Origin of the sequence: Streptomyces sp. NPDC002889 (assembly GCF_042888425.1) — a bacterium.
Classification (GTDB): Bacteria; Actinomycetota; Actinomycetes; order Streptomycetales; family Streptomycetaceae; genus Streptomyces.
In genome coordinates this window covers 19406-35708 of record NZ_JBIAPT010000008.1, presented here as the reverse complement: position 1 = coordinate 35708, position 16303 = coordinate 19406, and the positions used below count along the sequence as shown (strand labels likewise).

Sequence of the window (16303 nt, the reverse complement as noted above, 5' to 3'; positions counted from 1 at the left end):
GTGTTGTTCCGGTCGACGCCTGCTCGACCGGGCTATGAGTCCGGAAAGCTGATGAACTGCGGCGGCACGGCGGCAGTGAGCCAGACTCCGTTCGCGCTCACCTGGAAGATGTGGCCGGCCCGGTGCATCGCGCCGGATCGCACCGACAGGACGACCGGACGGCCGCGGCGTGCGCCGACCCGGGTCGCGGTCTCGCGATCGGGCGACAGATGGACATCGTGGCGGCTCATGGGGCGCAGCCCCTCGGCGCGGATCGCGTCCAGGCTGCGGACGCCGGTGCCGTGGTACAGGTACTCGGGCGGTTCCGCCCGCGGGAGGCCCAGGTCGACCTCGACGGTGTGGCCCTGGTTGGCGCGGATGCGGTCACCGTCAATGGTGAAACGCCGCTTGTCGTTGACGGCGACCACATGGTCGAGCTCGGCGCGGGTGAAGCGGAATCCGTTCTCGGCCGCCGCACGCATCAGTTCGTCGATCGGCACCCAGCCGTTCGCGTCGAGAGTGATGCCGATCCGTTCCGGCTGGTGGCGCAGATGCTTGGAGAGGTACTTCGACACCTTGACGGTGCGCCGCTCGTCGGGCGTGGCGTCGGATCTTTCGTTCATCCCGTCAGGGTGCACGGGAGAAGGTCATCGACGCCACTGTAAAAATTTGGCACTCAGGTTTGATCCACAGCCAACTAGTGTTATCCACAGGGGAATTGGCGATTCTGTGGACAACAGTCCTGTGATTTAACCCTTTTGGTCAAATTGTTCCACATGGCGACGAGTTGAGGCGAGAGAGTCCAAGGCGCGTGCCTGCAGCTCCCGTTCGGTCGCGGCGGCAATGAACGCGGCGGTGTGCTCCTCGCCAACCAGAGCCTGAACCGCCTGGATTGTCCGAGCGGGCAGTGTCACCGCCCGGTGCTCGATCCCCACCGCGGGCGACCCGTCCGCCCTCAGGTGCTGTTGCAGGTGAAGTGTCGCGAATGTCCTCATGGCGCGGGCCAGTTCGGCGTCCATCGTGTGCTGTGCGAGCGGACGAAGCCGCCGGACCAAGGACGCCGCCTCGGCCGCATCCGCGTCCGTGGGCGGTCTGTGTTCCAGATAGCGGGCGAAGACGTGCTCGGTGGTGAACTCGAGGAAACGCGAAGCAATGTGCTCGATCTGGCCGCGAAGTTCTCTCAGATGGGCGGAGATTGCGGGGAGCGGCACGCCCGCGGCATGCAACTCGATGGCCACAGAGAGCTCTTGGGGACTGGGCACGAGGAACTCGTCGCTCTTGCCCGGTACGCTTTCCAGCACGCCCAGTTCCACCGCCTCGGCCAGCGACTCCTCGTCCGGCTTCCCGCCGAACCTCTCCTCCAGCTCCGCCCGTGAGATACGGGTCGCTTCCTCGTCGGTCCAAGGCCCCTGCACCTCGGCCACGAGCCCGAGCACTCCGCCGAGGCCGCGCCCCGTGTCCCATGCCTCCAGCAACTCCTTGATCGAGGCCAGTGTGTAGCCACGGTCGAGCAGGTCGGCGATCTGCCGCAGGCGCGTGAGGTGGGGGGAGCCGTAGACGTTGGAACGACCGCGCCGCTCGGGTTTGGGCAGCAGTCCGCGGTCCTGGTAGGCGCGGATCGTACGGACCGTGGCACCACTGCGGTGCGCGAGATCCTCGATCCGGTACTCGGCGACTGACGGTTCGGACAAGGCCGCTCCCTCGATGACAGTCCGCCTACGGCAAGGCGGCGCGGCCCGCCGTGCCCGCCTCGGCACGGGCCGCGAGCGAAGCCGCGAGTTGTGCGACGGCCGTGCTCAGCGATCCCTCGTGCGAGGGATCGTACGACCGCCGGGCACAGCCGGGTACGGCCGTACCCCGCCGCCGGCCGCGCACGGACCGCAGTCCGCCGGGAACGCCGGGCACGGGTCGCAGGCCGGCGGGGCGCCTGCTGCTGAACAGGAAGGGTCCGGGGCAGACAGACTGTCTGCCGGGCATGGGGCCCGCCCGGCAGGCCGGCTGCGCCTGCTGACCCGGGATCACAGCCGTGGCTCCATCCTCGCAATCGCGCGCAGTGCCCTCGGCCCGAACCGCGACAGGAAATACGTGGTTCTGGCCTCGGGTGTCACGGGCACGACCGCCTCGTTGTCCACGACCGCCCGCAGGATCGCGTCGGCCACCTTCTCCGGCGGGTAGTTGCGCAGCCGGTACAGCCGCGCGGCCCGCTGCTGCCGGCGCTTCTCCTCGGCCTCGTCCACACCCGCGAAGCGCGTCGTGGCCGTGATGTTGGTGTTCACGATTCCGGGGCAGATCGCCGAGACACCGATGCCCTTGCCCGCGAGCTCCGCGCGCAGACACTCGCTGAGCATCAGCACAGCCGCCTTCGAGGTGCTGTACGCGGGCAGCACCCTGGAGGGCTGGTACGCCGCCGCGGACGCGGTGTTGACGATATGGCCGCCCTGTCCGCGCTCGGCCATCTGCCTGCCGAACAGCCGACAGCCGTGGATGACGCCCCACAGATTGACGTCCAGGACCTTCCGCCAGTCCTCGGCGCTGGTGTCGAGGAACGAGCCCGACACCCCGATGCCCGCGTTGTTGACCAGCACGTCCACCACGCCGTACTCGGCGGCGACCTTCGCGGCGAGCTTCTCCATCGCCTGCTCGTCGCTGACGTCCACCGTCTCGTCCCACGCTTCGGGCGCGCCGGCCAGTCGTGACATCTCCGCCGTCCGGGTCACTCCCCGCGCATCCCGGTCGACAGCCACGACCCGTGCACCCGCCTGCGCGAACGCGAGCGCCGTGGCCCGCCCGATGCCGCTGGCCGCACCCGTCACCAGCACGAGCTGTCCGCCGAACCGCTCGGCGTACGGCCCCCGGGGGACGGGCGCCGTCGCGGCCGTGCCGGCCGGACGGCCCTCGTGCGTGGTGACGAACTCGGCTATCCAGGAAGTCAGTTGGTCCGGCCTGGTACGTGGTACCCAGTGCTTGGCCGACAGCGTGCGCCGGGTCAAGTGTGGGACCCAGGTGCCCAGGTCGTCGTAGAGCCGCTCCGAGAGGAAGGCGTCTCCGGTCGGAGTGATCAGCTGGACGGGTACATGGGCATACGCATCGTCGCGCGGTCGGCGCAGCCGGGCCCGGACATTGTCCCGGTACAGCCACGCTCCGTGCGCGGCGTCCTGGGGCAGCGAGGCCGTGGGGTAGTCACCGGCCGGGAGTTTCTCGACCCGCTGCAGGATCTTCGGCCACCGCCTGCCCAGCGGTCCGCGCCAGGCGAGCTCGGGCAATACCGGCGTATGCAGCATGTACACGTACCAGGACTTGGCGCCCTGGCCGAGGAGCTGGCCGGCCCTGCGCGGTGTCGGCCGGCGCATCCGCCGTTTGATCCAGTGCCCGAAGTGGTCGAGGGAGGGCCCGGACATGGAGGTGAAGGAGGCGATCCGGCCCTCGGTGCGCCGGACGGTGACAAACTCCCAGGCCTGGACCGATCCCCAGTCGTGGCCGACCAGATGCACCGGCCGGTCCGGGCTCACCGCGTCGGCGACGGCCAGGAAGTCGTCCGTCAGCTTCTCGAGCGTGAAGCCGCCGCGCAGCGGGGTGGGCGCGCTGGAGCGGCCGTGCCCCCGGACGTCGTAGAGCACCACATGTAAGCGGTCCGCCAGCCTGGTCGCGACCTTGGACCAGACCTCCTTGCTGTCCGGATAGCCGTGCACCAGAATCACGGTCGGCCGGCTCTCGTCGCCCAGCTCGGCGACGCACAGTTCGATCCCGCCCGTACGGATCCGGCGCTCGCGTGCCCCGGCGATACTCACGCCGGCGCTCACGCCGACTTCTCCGAGGGGCCTGCGCCGGCCTCTCCTTTGCCCGGCGCTCGCTCGGTCCCCCGGGGCTTCCGCTGCGCCGCGAGGGCCTTCGCGTGGCCGCCGGCGAGGCGCTGGACGCCCCTGAATCCCCGTACAGCCGCGGTCAGTTCGCTTGCCACTGCTGAGGTCATGCCACCCCGTCCCGTGAGCGGTGCGCACTCGTAACTTGACACTGATGAATGTGACAATGCCCGACGGCTGCGTCAAGAGGCGTGCACGGCCTGTGGAAAACCGGTACCAGCCTCTGGTCGCAGACCCCCTACGGGTCCGTACCTCTGGAGTCGGACATGGATCCGGCCGCAGGGCTGACGCCACGTGTGTCGTGCGCCACTACCTTCGAGGTGTGACTGTGATCGCGACCGAAAGCCTGAGCAAGCGGTTCCCGAGGGTGACCGCGCTTGACCGGCTCTCGTTGGACATCGGCCCCGGTGTGACCGGCCTGGTGGGCGCCAACGGAGCCGGCAAGTCCACGTTGATCAAGATCCTGCTGGGGCTGTCCCCCGCCACGGAGGGCCGGGCCGCTGTGCTCGGACTCGATGTCGCCACCAGCGGCTCCGAGATCCGTGAGCGCGTCGGCTACATGCCCGAGCACGACTGCCTGCCGCCAGACGTCTCGGCCACCGAGTTCGTCGTCCATATGGCGCGCATGTCCGGGCTCCCCCCGGCGGCCGCCCGCGAGCGCACCGCGGACACCTTGCGCCACGTCGGTCTGTACGAGGAGCGCTACCGCCCCATCGGCGGCTACTCGACCGGTATGAAGCAGCGCGTCAAGCTCGCGCAAGCCCTGGTCCACGACCCGCGGCTGGTGCTTCTGGACGAGCCGACCAACGGACTGGACCCGGTCGGCCGCGACGAGATGCTCGGTCTGATCCGCCGGATCCACACCGACTTCGGCATCTCCGTCCTTGTCACCTCGCATCTGCTCGGTGAGCTCGAGCGCACCTGCGACCATGTCGTCGTCATCGACGGCGGCGCCCTGTTGCGCTCCAGTTCCACCAGCGACTTCACCCAGACCACCGCGACCCTCGCGGTCGAGGTCACCGACTCCGACACGCACCCCGACGGCACGGCCGCGCTGCGCGAGGCCCTCGTCGCGGCCGGCGTGACCCTGCACGCTGCTGTGGAGGACGGGCTGCCCGGCGCGGGCCACATCCTGCTGCTGGAGGCGAGCGGCGACCAGACGTACGACCTCGTCCGCGACACCGTGGCCGACCTCGGCCTCGGTCTTGTACGGATGGAACAGCGCCGCCACCACATCGCGGAGGTCTTCCGCCCACAGGCCGCGGCCCAGCCCATGGAGGTGCCGGCCCGATGAGCACGCAGACCCCCGAGACGACACGTATCCACAACATCGGATACCGCAACTACGACGGAGCGCGCCTCGGCCGCGCCTATGCACGCCGCTCGCTCTACTCGCAGTCGCTGCGGGGCGCGTACGGACTGGGGCGCAGCGCCAAGTCCAAGGTGCTGCCGATGATCCTCTTCGGGATCATGTGCCTGGTCGCGGCGATCATCGTGTCCGTTGCCATCGCCGTACCGAACCAGACGGACCTGGTGCTGAAGTACACGCGCTTCGCCATCGTCATGCAGGCGCTGATCGGACTCTTCCTGGCCGCCCAGGCCCCCCAGTCCGTCTCCCGCGATCTGCGGTTCAAGAGCATTCCGCTGTACTTCTCACGGCCCATCGAGCGTGCCGACTACGTCCTCGCCAAGTACGCGGCGATGGCGTCGGCACTCTTCGTCCTCACGGCGACGCCGCTGCTGATCCTCTACATCGGCTCGCTGCTGGCGAAGTTCGACTTCGCCCACCAGACCAAGGGATTCGCGCAGGGACTGGTCTCCGTGGCCCTCTTCTCGCTCCTCTTCGCCGGAATCGGCCTGGTGCTGGCCGCGCTCACCCCGCGTCGCGGATTCGGTGTCGCCGCGGTCATCGCCACCCTCACCATCTCCTACGGAGCGGTCTCCACCCTCCAGGGGATCGCGTACGGGACGGACAACGTCGACGCCATTCAGTGGCTCGGCCTCTTCTCGCCGATCACGCTGATCGACGGCGTACAGACCGCGTTCCTCGGCGCCTCCTCCGCATTCCCGGGCGGTGAGCAGGCGGCGCCGGGCGCGGCCGCGGGCGCGGTCTATCTGCTGGTCGTCCTCGCTCTGATCGCCGGCTCGTACGCCGTCCTGATGCGCCGCTACCGGAAGGTCGGGCTGTGACCACCCCCCTGTCGCCCACCACCACCCTTCTAAGGATTGGGCTGCGCCCATGAGCACTATCCACATCGAGCACACCTCGCGCTGGTTCGGCAATGTGGTGGCTGTCAACGACGTGACGATGTCCATCGGGCCCGGCGTCACCGGCCTGCTCGGCCCCAACGGCGCGGGCAAGTCGACGCTGATCAACATGATGGCCGGCTTCCTCGCGCCCTCGACGGGCACGGTCACCCTCGACGGACAGCCGATCTGGCGCAACGAGCGGATCTACCGGCACATCGGCATCGTCCCCGAGCGCGAGGCGATGTACGACTTCCTCACCGGCCGCGAATTCGTCGTAGCCAACGCCGAGTTGCACGGCCTGGGCAAGGCCGAGGCGCACAGGGCGCTGGCCACGGTCGAGATGGAGTACGCGCAGGACCGCAAGATCGCCACCTACAGCAAGGGCATGCGCCAGCGCGTGAAGATGGCCTCGGCGCTGGTGCACGAGCCGTCCGTGCTGCTGCTCGACGAACCGTTCAACGGCATGGACCCGCGTCAGCGCATGCAGTTGATGGACCTGCTGCGGCGCATGGGCGCCGAGGGCCGTACGGTCCTGTTCTCCTCCCACATCCTGGAGGAGGTCGAACAGCTCGCCTCCCACATCGAGGTGATCGTCGCCGGCCGTCACGCGGCCAGTGGGGACTTCCGCAGGATCCGCCGGCTGATGACGGACCGCCCGCACCGCTATCTCGTGCGGTCGTCGGACGACCGTGCGCTGGCCGCGGCCCTGATCGCCGACCCTTCCACGGCAGGGATCGAAGTCGACCTCGCCGAGGGAGCGTTGCGCATCCAGGCCGTCGACTTCGGCCGGTTCACCGAGCTGCTGCCGCGTGTCGCGCGTGAGCACTCCATCCGGCTGCTGACGGTATCGCCGTCCGACGAGTCCCTCGAGTCCGTCTTCTCCTACCTCGTAGCGGCCTGAGCGGCCTGAAAGGAGCTGTCAGCGATGTACGACCCCACAGTCGCCCGGCTCACCTACCGGGCCCTGCTCGGCCGTCGCCGGGCCGCGATCCTCTTCGTGCTGCCCGCCCTCCTGCTGGTGATCGCGGGCGCGGTGCGTGCCCTCAACGGCGTCGACGACCAGGTCGCCGCCGATGTGCTCGGCGGCTTCGCGCTCGCCACGATGGTGCCGCTGATCGGTGTCATCGCCGGTACGGGAGCCATCGGACCGGAGATCGACGACGGATCGATCGTCTATCTGCTGGCCAAGCCGGTGAAGCGGCCGACGATCATCGTCACCAAGCTGACCGTGGCGATCGCCGTGACCATGGCGTTCTCCGCCATCCCCACGTTCATCGCGGGGATGATCCTGAACGGCAACGGCCAGCAGGTCGCGGTGGCGTACACCGTCGCGACACTCGTCGCCTCGATCGCCTACAGTGCGCTGTTCCTTCTGCTGGGCACGGTCAGCCGCCATGCGGTGGTCATCGGACTGGTCTATGCCCTGGTGTGGGAGACCCTCTTCGGCAGCCTGGTGGCCGGGGCACGCACGCTGAGCGTCCAGCAGTGGGCGCTGTCGCTCGCCGAGAACGTCGCGGGCGAGGGCATGGTCAGTTCGGACGTCGGTCTTCCGCTGGCGTCGGCGCTGCTGGCCGGGGTGACCGTCGTGGCGACGTGGTATGCGGGCCAGAAGCTGCGGGGGCTCAAGCTGGCCGGCGAGGAGTGAGTCGGCGATCCGCTGACTCCTCGGCCCCTGCCCTGATCGGCGGGGGCCGAGACATATCGCGTAACTGTACGTTTATCGGCTCGTTGTGCACCGTGCGTGGAGGCAACTTGAGTTCGTAGCGTCGAGCGTTCGTGAAGTCGGGGATTGCCGGTGCCGGCGGTGAATTCACTGTCCGGGCCGGTCATTGAGTGAGTGGCACCGTGAGCCGACCTCCACCCCTGTGCCCGGGGAGAGGGCCGTCCAGCAACGGTTCACGAACGGAAGGCATCCCCATGCCATCGGAAATCGCCCTGCTCGAGTCGCGCGCGATGCGCGTCGAGCATGCGGGGCGGGTCGAGGTGCTCGACAAGGTGAAGGCGCTCGCCCTGCTCCCTGACAGCATGCACGTATCCACAGAGGGGGTCGCGCGGTACTTCGAAGTATCCACAGACGTCATCAGGCAGTTGACGTCGCGACACCGCGAGGAGCTCGCCGAGAGTGGGATGCAGGTGCTTCGCTGCTCTGACCTGCGTGAATATCAGAGTGACAACATGTCACTCTGATCCGTGGGTGAGGGAAGTTATCCACAGCGCCGCTCCAGTCTCACCCTCTTCCCACGCCGTGCAGTGCTCAACGTCGCCATGCTCCTGCGCGACAGTGACATCGCCCGCCGCGTGCGTACCTACCTCCTCGACGCCGAAGAGGGCTGGCGCGCGGGCTACGCACAACCGGCTGTGCGAACTGTCCGACGACATGAGACGGATGGACGCCAGGATGGATGACGTCGCCCATCAGCTGAGGGATCTGCGTCGCCGCAGGCGCCGCTGATAATTCGGTGGCGCTGGATCGCACACCCCGGCACAGTAGGTGAGCCGGGACAGCACATCAGTGCGACCGGCGCCACCGACCGGGAGAGGAGCGCGGCGATGACCGAGAGTTCGAGTCCGAGTCCGTCGTGCTCCCGTCGAGGCGGCACCCGGCAGGCGGCGGAGTAGTCATCACACTCCGTACGGCCGCCGGGCGGCCGCCCAGGGGGCGGCCGCTTCGAGCGCGCATCTGCGCGGGCCGCCCCCTCCCGGAGGATTGGCCGAGTGGTAAGGCACCGGCTTGCTAAGCCGTAGTCGGGGCACCGACCCCGCGCGCGTTCGATCCGCGCATCCTCCGCACATGACCTGCTGAAGCCCTATCGGCCGAGCAGCTGCTCCAGGATCACCGCGATGCCGTCGTGCTCGTTCGATGCCGTGATCTCATGGGCCACGGCCTTGAGTTCGTCGTGTGCGTTGGCCATCGCCACGCCGTGCGCCGCCCAGCCGAACATGGGGATGTCGTTCGGCATGTCGCCGAAGGCGATCGTGTCCGCCGCCCGGAGCCCCAGGCGGCGTGCGGCGAGCGAGAGCCCGGTGGCCTTGCTGAGCCCCAGCGGCAGGATCTCCACGATGCCCTGACCCGCCATCACCACGTCCACCAGTGCGCCGGCCGTCTGCCTGGCCGCCTTCGTGAGCGCGTCGTCGTCGAGTGCCGGATGCTGGATGTACACCTTGTTCACCGGCGCGGACCACAGCTCGGCCGGGTCGTCGATCGCCATGACCGGCAGCGGGCCTTCCTGTACCCGGTAGCCGGGGGCCACCAGGACCTCGCCCTCGAGCCCGTCGCGGCTCGCGGCCAGTGCCAGCGGCCCGATCTCCGCCTCGATCTTGGCGAGCGCGAGGCCGGCCAGTTGCCGGTCCAGCGTCACCGACGTCAGCAGCCGGTGCTCGCCCGCGTGATAGACCTGCGCGCCCTGCCCGCACACCGCGAGTCCGTCGTACCCCAGGTCGTCCAGGATGTGGCGGGTCCACGGCACGGACCGCCCGGTGACGACGATGTGCGCGGCGCCCGCCGCCGTGACGGCGGCGAGTGCGTCGCGCGTGCGCCGGGAGACCGTTTCGTCACCACGCAGCAGCGTGCCGTCGAGATCGGTTGCGACGAGTTTGTACGGGAAGAGGGCCGGACTCACTTGGAGGTCGGCTTCAGGCCGTTCTTCAGCGGCTCGAGCGTGGCCCGGCCCCCCAGGTAAGGGCGCAGCACCTCGGGCACCCGCACCGAACCGTCGGCGAGCTGGTGGTTCTCGAGGATCGCCACGATGGTGCGCGGTACGGCGCAGAGCGTGCCGTTCAGCGTCGCCAGTGGCTGCACCTTCTTGCCGTCGCGCAGGCGGACGGACAGACGGCGCGCCTGGAAGCTGTCGCAGTTCGAGGCGGAGGTCAGCTCGCGGTACTTGCCCTGGGTCGGGATCCACGCCTCGCAGTCGTACTTGCGCGAGGCGGAAGCGCCGAGGTCACCGGTGGCGACGTCGATCACCTGGAAGGGCAGTTCGAGGCTGGTCAGCCACTGCTTCTCCCACTCCAGGAGACGCTTGTGCTCGGCCTCCGCGTCCTCCGGGGCGACGTACGAGAACATCTCGACCTTGTCGAACTGGTGGACGCGGAAGATGCCGCGGGTGTCCTTGCCGTACGTGCCGGCCTCGCGGCGGAAGCAGGGCGAGAAGCCCGCGTACCGCAGCGGCAGCTTGTCGGCGTCGATGATCTCGTCCATGTGGTACGCGGCGAGCGGGACCTCGGAGGTACCGACCAGGTAGAGGTCGTCCTTCTCCAGGTGGTACACGTTCTCCGCGGCCTGGCCGAGGAAGCCTGTGCCCTCCATGGCGCGCGGGCGGACCAGCGCCGGGGTCAGCATGGGGGTGAAGCCGGCCTCGGTGGCCTGCGCGATCGCCGCGTTCACGAGGGCGAGCTCCAGCAGTGCGCCCACGCCGGTCAGGTAGTAGAAGCGCGAGCCCGACACCTTGGCGCCGCGTTCGACGTCGATGGCGCCGAGCGCCTCGCCGATTTCCAGGTGGTCCTTGGGCTCGAAGCCCTCGGCACCGAAGTCGCGGATGGTGCCGTGCGTCTCGAGGACGACGAAGTCCTCCTCGCCTCCGACGGGGACGTCCTCGTGGACGACGTTCCCGAGCTGGAGAAGCAGTCGGCGGGTCTCTTCGTCGGCCTCGTTCTGCTCGGCTTCGGCGGCCTTGACGTCGGCCTTCAGCTGCTCGGCCTTCTTCAGCAACTCGGAGCGCTCTTCGGGCGTGGCCCTGGGAATGAGCTTTCCGAGCGACTTCTGCTCGGAGCGGAGTTCGTCGAAGCGGACGCCGGACGACCTGCGCCGCTCATCGGCCGAGATCAGGGCGTCGACAAGGTCGACGTCCTCTCCACGGGCGCGCTGGGAGGCGCGAACACGGTCGGGGTCCTCACGGAGCAGGCGAAGGTCAATCACCCCACCAGGCTACCGGTGCCGACTCCGGCCACCCACCCGATATTGCCTTGCGTGTCACTTTGTCTGAATTGCCGGAATTGTAAAGTCGGCGGGTGAATCGTGGAGCGGACGTCGGGCCCGGCTTCGATGTGTGCCGCCTATTCGCGAAAAGGGGGCACGCGCCGCACGGCCGTGTTCGTTCAATCAAGATCCACAAACCGTGTGGGGGGCGGCACTTGACCGCCCTTGTCCACAGGGGTGTGTCGCTCCCCGAAAGTTATCCACAGCCTGTGTGGGGGGGCTGTGGATTGCGGAAGTGATCATTCCGAAAGGCGCATGCGGAGCGAAGGATTCCCAGCCCAAACCCACCCCACGCGCTCATTCGGGTGGGAATTCCTCGCTCCAAAGAGTTGATCAATGGAATTGAGGTGACAGTGGCGGACAGGAGCCGACCTGGGCCGCTGTGGACGGAAGTGGGATTGGTGGGGCGATTTGTCGACCATGCGGCATTGCGTTGTCGACTTGTCCCCAGGTCGAGATGCGTGCCTGTGGACAACTCCTGTGGATAACGAAAATCTGCAGGTAGGACCGGAAGGGGAACAGCCGGGAACGGCCCGGGGGGTGACGGGCGAGCGGCAGGAAAAGGGGAAGGAAACGGCGGAATGCCTCAGGCCCGGCCGTCCTGGCAGCGTGCCAGCCAGTCCGACGCAGCCGTGAATTCGGCGTCCGACGTTCCGGACCGCAGCGGCCTCACGTCCGCCACCGCCACTCCGGCCCGAGGATATGAACCGAGGAAGCGCACCTTCGGGCAGATCCGCTTCAGCCCCATCAGCGCCTCACCGACGCGCCGGTCCGAGATATGGCCCTCGGCGTCGACGGCGAAGCAGTAGTTGCCGATGCCCGCGCCCGTCGGGCGGGACTGGATCAGCATCAGGTTCACCCCGCGCACCGCGAACTCCTGGAGCAGTTCCAGCAGCGCACCGGGGTGGTCGTCGCCCAGCCAGATGACCACGGACGTCTTGTCCGCTCCCGTCGGCGCGGCAGGCCTGGCCGGCCGGCCCACCAGGACGAAGCGCGTCTCCGCGTTCTCCGCGTCATGGATCTCGGTGACCAGCGGCTCGAGGCCGTACGTGGCTGCCGCGAACTCGCCCGCGAACGCCGCGTCGTACCGTCCCTCCTGCACCAGCCGCGCGCCGTCCGCGTTGGATGCCGCCGACTCCCACAGGGCGTCCGGCAGATTCGCCCGCAGCCAGTTGCGCACCTGCGGCTGGGCGACCGGATGGCCGGTCACCGTCTTCACCTCCGACAGCTTGGTACCGGGGCGCACCAGCAGGGCGAAGGCGATGGGCAGCAGCACCTCGCGGTAGATCATCAACGGCTCGCCCGACGCCAGTTCGTCGAGGGTGGCGGTGACACCGCCCTCCACGGAGTTCTCGATCGGCACGAGGGCGGCCGCGGCTTCCCCGTTGCGCACGGCATCGAGCGCCGTGGGCACGGAGACCATCGGGACGAGCTCGCGGGTGGCGGCTTCCGGGAGAGTGCGCAGGGCGGCTTCGGTGAAGGTGCCCTCGGGACCGAGATAGGTGAAGCGCGTGGCCGACATACCGTCACCCTAATGGGCCGTACGCATCCGTGATTCGCGCCGCCGGGTCACCCCGTCGCCCACCCATGACCGCGCGGCCTACGCCTCGAGCAACCGCTGCCCCACGTACTCGCCCTTCCTCGGCCCGCCCGGCACCGCGAACAGCCCGCTCGCCTCGTGCCGGATGAAGGGCGACAGCGCGTCGCCCCGGTCGAGCTTGCGCTGCACCGGTACGAAGCCGCGCAGCGGATCGGCCTGCCAGCAGATGAAGAGCAGCCCGGCGTCGGGAGTGCCGTCGGGCCCGATCCCGTCATGGAAGGAGAACGGCCTGCGCAGCATCGCCGCCCCGCCGTTCTGCTCCGGGGCGGAGATACGGGCGTGGGCGTTGTCGGGAATGACGAGCTTCCCGTCCGGGCCCGTCGCGTCGAGCGCGAGCTCCGTCGTCTCGGATCCGCCGGTCAGCGGAGCGCCATCGGCCTTGCGTCGCCCTATGACCTGTTCCTGTTTCTTCAGGGAGAGCTTCTCCCAGTCGTCGAGGAGCATCCGGATCCGGCGTACGACGGCGTACGAGCCCCCCGCCATCCATCCGTGCCCGGACTCGTCCGGCACGAAGATCCGCTGCTGGAAGTCGGGTTCCGACGGTTTCGGATTGCGGGTGCCGTCGACCTGCCCCATCAGATTGCGTGCGGTCATCGGCCGGGCGGTGGCCCCCGGCGAACGGTTGAAGCCGTTCATCTGCCAGCGCACCCGGGCCGCCTCGCCCGCCGCCTTCTGGATCGCGCGCAGCGCGTGAAAGGCCACCAACGCGTCGTCCGCGCCGATCTGCACCCACAGGTCGCCCCCCGAACGGCCCGGATCCAGGTGTTCGGAGGAGAACGGCGGCAGCGGGTCCAGCTCCCGCGGCCGCTGCGCCACCAGGGACGTACGGTCGAAGAAGGTGCGACCGAACCCGAAGGTGACGGTCAGCGAGGACGGGCCGGCATCCAGAGCGATGCCCGTGTCGCCGTCGGGGGCCGTGCGGCCCGCCATCAGCTCGGCCGCCAGCGCGGACCAGCGCCGCATGAGCGCGGCGGCTTCCTTACGCCCGGCACCGGCGGTGAGATCGAAGGCGATCAGATGACCGTGGGACTGCAGCGGGTCCGTGATTCCGGGCTGGTGTGTGCCGTGGAAGGCGATGCCGGTGGAGCCGACCGCGGTCAGTGCGGTGGGGGTGTCATCGGCGGCGGCGTACGCAGCCGCTCCGCCTGCGGCGCCCAGGACGAGCCCGGTGGCACCTGCCGCGCCGGCGGCACCGAGCAGGCGCCGCCGGGAGATGTCGTTGTCACTCACGGGTGGATCAGCCGATCTTGATGTTCTTCTCGACGGTCGTCTGGTCGATGTCGGAGGTCCGTACGGTCACTTTGACCTGCCAGGTGCCGGGCATCGGGATCTGGACCGCGCCGGCGCTCCAGTGTCCTGCGGTAATGCGGTCGGGCGTGATCGGCAGCGGGCCGATCTGCTTCGCCTTCAGGGTGAAGGACACCTTCAGCTCGGGGGCGTCCAGCGGCTTTCCGTCCGGGGACTCGGCCCGCACCTGCATCTCGTTGGCGCCGGAGCGTGCGGGGTCGAGACTCAGCCGCAGGGTGCCCCTGCCGCGTGGACCACCCGTGTCGAAGGGCAGCTTGATCTCGGTGGGGCCGGGGGGAGCCTCCTGGGCGGCCGGGGTGGCGCCTGCCTTGGCTGCCGCCTCCTGCGTACGGCCCGGCTCGGTGGCGGTGAGTACGGTCGTCACGGCCAGCAGGACCACCGCGACACCCGTCTCCGCCAGTACGGAGCGGCGCAGTCCGGAACGCTCGGCGTCGGATTCCCGTACCCGCCTCCGCTCGGCCGTGGCCACGGCCACCTTCTGGCGGGCGAGCTGGGCGGCACGCGCCGGGTCCTGACCGGCCTCGGCCACATCGCTCTCGGCCTCGCCTGCTTCGGCCTCACCAGTCTCTTCGGCCTCTGCGGCCTCTTCGACCTGTTCGGACTCGGCCTCCGGCACCTCGGCGAGCCGCGCGGTCCACCTTCGGGAGATCCAGGCGACGGCGACCATGACGCCGACGAGCCCTACCTTGAGCAGCAACAACTGCCCGTACGAGGTCCCGGTCAGCGCCGACCAGGAGCCGATCTGCCGCCAGGACTGGTAGATCCCGGTCACGGCGAGCACGACCACGCTGGTGAACGCGACCGTGGAGAAGCGCCGTACCGCCGTGCGTTCGATGGACGGACCACGGAAGAGGGCCGTAAGCAGCGTGGCGAGACCACCGAGCCAGGCCGCGACCGCCAGCAGATGCAGGACGTCCACCGGCATCGCAAGGCCCGGCTGGACACCGGTGGAAGCGTGCTCGGACAGCGCCCAGGTTGCGGCGACCCCCGCCGCGACGACCGTGCCGCCGACGGCCAGGCCGAAGGTGAGGTCCTTCTTCTCCCGCTCGTCCTCGCGCTTCGCGTATGCCCCGAACAGCACGGCGATGAACAGCGCGGCCGCACCCAGCAGCAGCAGCCGGGAGACGAGGGCCGCGCCGGTCTTGGTCTCCAGTACGTCCCGCAGGCCCCCGAGGTCGAAGGTGTCGGCGAGCCTGCCCGAACCGGTATAGGGGGTGCGCAGCAGCAGCATCGCGAAGGTGGCCGCGGTGAGGGTGACCCAGCCCTGGACGACCAGGTGCTGTACGGCTCGTACGCCGGCGCCGCGCTGCCAGCAGACGAGTACGAAGGCCGCGCCGCCGGCGAGCAGGATGAAGCCGCCGTAGGAGGCGTAGCGCGCGACCCCGTAGAGGAAGCCGACGACTCCGCCGCCTGCCTGCTGGTCGGGGAGCGCGACGGTGGTCTTCGAGGGCGCGCCGATGGAGAAGGTGAAGGCTCCCGAGACGGGGTGGCTGTCCGCGGAGACGGCCTGCCAGGCCACCGTGTAGGTGCCGTCGGGCAGTCCGGCGTTCAGATGGACGCCGTAGACGATGCTGCCGCCGGTGCCCAGCTCGCGGACCTCGGCCTTGTCGGCACGTTTGCCGCTGGGCTCCAGGACCCGGATCGAGTCGTCTCCCATGGCGATCTGCTCGGAGAAGGTGAGCGTGACCTCCTTGGGAGCGGTGGCGACCACCGCCCCGTCCTTCGGGTTGCTCCCGGTCAGTGCGGCATGGGCCGACGCGGGGCTCGCGCCGGCGAGCAGTGCGCCGAGGAGCGTGCCGACGATCACGGCCGCGGCGAGCAGCAGCCGGACCGGAGATGGCCCGAAGCGCGGGGCGGTGGCTGTCATGGCGTGGTCGATCCCCTCGGTGCTCAGTGGTGCTTCGGGTTGTACGTGGGTTCCTTGACGGGAAGCTCAACCGTGATCGGGTCGGACTTCTCGAAGTGGAGCTCCACGGACACCTTCTGGCCCTGCTTCGGCTTCTGCTTGAGCGCCATGAACATGATGTGGCTGCCACCGCGTTCGAGGTCGAGCGAGCCGTCCGCGGGGACGTCGAAGGCCGGCACCTGGCGCATCTTCTGGTCGGTCGTCTCGTGGATCGTGACGTCGTCGGAGATGTCGCTGGTGACGGCGGTGAGCTTGTCGCCCGCGCCGCCGTTGTTGACGACGGTCAGGAACCCGGCGGCCATGTCGCCGACGGGCTGGGGCATGAACGCCCCGCTGACCTTCAACTCGGGTTCGCTGCCGGCCGAGCAGCCTGCCAGTGCCAGGCTCGCGGTGACGGCCATGGCCATGGCGAGGGGGGCGCGGCG

Annotated in this window: 13 protein-coding genes, 1 tRNA gene and 1 pseudogene; 6 read left to right on the top strand and 9 right to left on the bottom strand. The window is 69.2% G+C overall.

Annotated elements, in window-relative coordinates; translation table 11 throughout:
• Nucleotides 1-32: 32 nt before the first annotated feature.
• The 3 genes from ACFYWI_RS13595 to ACFYWI_RS13585 form a co-directional block, all read right to left on the bottom strand.
• On the bottom strand, nucleotides 33-602 hold the full coding sequence (locus ACFYWI_RS13595) for an RNA 2'-phosphotransferase (RefSeq protein WP_389230195.1): 570 nt from the start codon (nucleotides 600-602) through the stop codon (nucleotides 33-35).
• Nucleotides 603-728: 126 nt separating this feature from the next.
• Entirely contained in the window at nucleotides 729-1670 is a 942-nt protein-coding gene (locus ACFYWI_RS13590; protein WP_389230192.1) for a MerR family transcriptional regulator, read from the bottom strand.
• Between the two features lie 327 nt (nucleotides 1671-1997).
• Complete coding sequence (locus ACFYWI_RS13585) at nucleotides 1998-3767, bottom strand: SDR family oxidoreductase (protein WP_389230936.1); 1770 nt, start codon at nucleotides 3765-3767, stop codon at nucleotides 1998-2000.
• Nucleotides 3768-4167: 400 nt separating this feature from the next.
• On the opposite strand from ACFYWI_RS13585, the gene ACFYWI_RS13580 reads away from it, so the two are divergent.
• The 6 genes and pseudogenes from ACFYWI_RS13580 to ACFYWI_RS13555 all read left to right on the top strand — a co-directional run bounded on the left by ACFYWI_RS13580 (nucleotide 4168) and on the right by ACFYWI_RS13555 (nucleotide 8877).
• Nucleotides 4168-5133: an ABC transporter ATP-binding protein gene (locus tag ACFYWI_RS13580; protein WP_389230933.1), complete on the top strand. Its 966-nt coding sequence runs from the start codon at nucleotides 4168-4170 to the stop codon at nucleotides 5131-5133.
• A complete protein-coding gene (locus ACFYWI_RS13575; protein ID WP_389230189.1) occupies nucleotides 5130-6029 on the top strand; it encodes an ABC transporter permease in 900 nt (299 codons plus the stop codon). Before ACFYWI_RS13580 ends, ACFYWI_RS13575 begins: the two co-directional genes overlap by 4 nt.
• A gap of 49 nt (nucleotides 6030-6078) precedes the next feature.
• On the top strand, nucleotides 6079-6990 hold the full coding sequence (locus ACFYWI_RS13570) for an ABC transporter ATP-binding protein (protein ID WP_389230186.1): 912 nt from the start codon (nucleotides 6079-6081) through the stop codon (nucleotides 6988-6990).
• Nucleotides 6991-7014: 24 nt separating this feature from the next.
• Entirely contained in the window at nucleotides 7015-7734 is a 720-nt protein-coding gene (locus ACFYWI_RS13565) for an ABC transporter permease (protein WP_389230183.1), read from the top strand.
• A 272-nt stretch (nucleotides 7735-8006) separates the two neighbouring features.
• Nucleotides 8007-8462 (top strand): annotated as a pseudogene (locus ACFYWI_RS13560) (hypothetical protein); the annotation flags it as partial.
• A 328-nt stretch (nucleotides 8463-8790) separates the two neighbouring features.
• A tRNA-Ser gene (locus tag ACFYWI_RS13555) sits at nucleotides 8791-8877 on the top strand.
• A 19-nt stretch (nucleotides 8878-8896) separates the two neighbouring features.
• On the opposite strand, the gene ACFYWI_RS13550 is transcribed toward ACFYWI_RS13555, so the two are convergent.
• The 6 genes from ACFYWI_RS13550 to ACFYWI_RS13525 all read right to left on the bottom strand — a co-directional run bounded on the left by ACFYWI_RS13550 (nucleotide 8897) and on the right by ACFYWI_RS13525 (nucleotide 16285).
• A complete protein-coding gene (locus tag ACFYWI_RS13550) occupies nucleotides 8897-9709 on the bottom strand; it encodes an HAD family hydrolase (protein WP_389230180.1) in 813 nt (270 codons plus the stop codon).
• Nucleotides 9706-11004 (bottom strand): serine--tRNA ligase, encoded by a 1299-nt coding sequence (gene serS, locus ACFYWI_RS13545; RefSeq protein ID WP_389230177.1) that lies wholly within the window; start codon nucleotides 11002-11004, stop codon nucleotides 9706-9708. The genes ACFYWI_RS13550 and serS overlap by 4 nt, the downstream gene beginning before the upstream one ends.
• Before the next feature lie 646 nt (nucleotides 11005-11650).
• Entirely contained in the window at nucleotides 11651-12586 is a 936-nt protein-coding gene (gene pheA / locus ACFYWI_RS13540) for a prephenate dehydratase (RefSeq protein ID WP_389230175.1), read from the bottom strand.
• A gap of 78 nt (nucleotides 12587-12664) precedes the next feature.
• Nucleotides 12665-13894, bottom strand: coding sequence for an iron uptake transporter deferrochelatase/peroxidase subunit (gene efeB, locus ACFYWI_RS13535; RefSeq protein WP_389230172.1), 1230 nt, complete (start codon nucleotides 13892-13894; stop codon nucleotides 12665-12667).
• Nucleotides 13895-13901: 7 nt separating this feature from the next.
• Nucleotides 13902-15839 carry a copper resistance CopC/CopD family protein gene (locus ACFYWI_RS13530; RefSeq protein WP_389230169.1) on the bottom strand — a complete coding sequence of 646 codons (1938 nt, stop codon included), beginning with the start codon at nucleotides 15837-15839 and terminating at the stop codon, nucleotides 13902-13904.
• Between the two features lie 23 nt (nucleotides 15840-15862).
• Complete coding sequence (locus ACFYWI_RS13525) at nucleotides 15863-16285, bottom strand: copper chaperone PCu(A)C (protein WP_389230930.1); 423 nt, start codon at nucleotides 16283-16285, stop codon at nucleotides 15863-15865.
• Between the last annotated feature and the right edge of the window lie 18 nt (nucleotides 16286-16303).

Coding starts and splice junctions, on each gene's coding strand:
- ACFYWI_RS13595 (WP_389230195.1), bottom strand. CDS start 602: ATGAACGAAAGATCCGACGCCACGCCCGACGAGCGGCGCACCGTCAAG.
- ACFYWI_RS13575 (WP_389230189.1), top strand. CDS start 5,130: ATGAGCACGCAGACCCCCGAGACGACACGTATCCACAACATCGGATAC.
- ACFYWI_RS13570 (WP_389230186.1), top strand. CDS start 6,079: ATGAGCACTATCCACATCGAGCACACCTCGCGCTGGTTCGGCAATGTG.
- ACFYWI_RS13565 (WP_389230183.1), top strand. CDS start 7,015: ATGTACGACCCCACAGTCGCCCGGCTCACCTACCGGGCCCTGCTCGGC.
- pheA (WP_389230175.1), bottom strand. CDS start 12,586: ATGTCGGCCACGCGCTTCACCTATCTCGGTCCCGAGGGCACCTTCACC.
- ACFYWI_RS13530 (WP_389230169.1), bottom strand. CDS start 15,839: ATGACAGCCACCGCCCCGCGCTTCGGGCCATCTCCGGTCCGGCTGCTG.
- ACFYWI_RS13525 (WP_389230930.1), bottom strand. CDS start 16,285: ATGGCCATGGCCGTCACCGCGAGCCTGGCACTGGCAGGCTGCTCGGCC.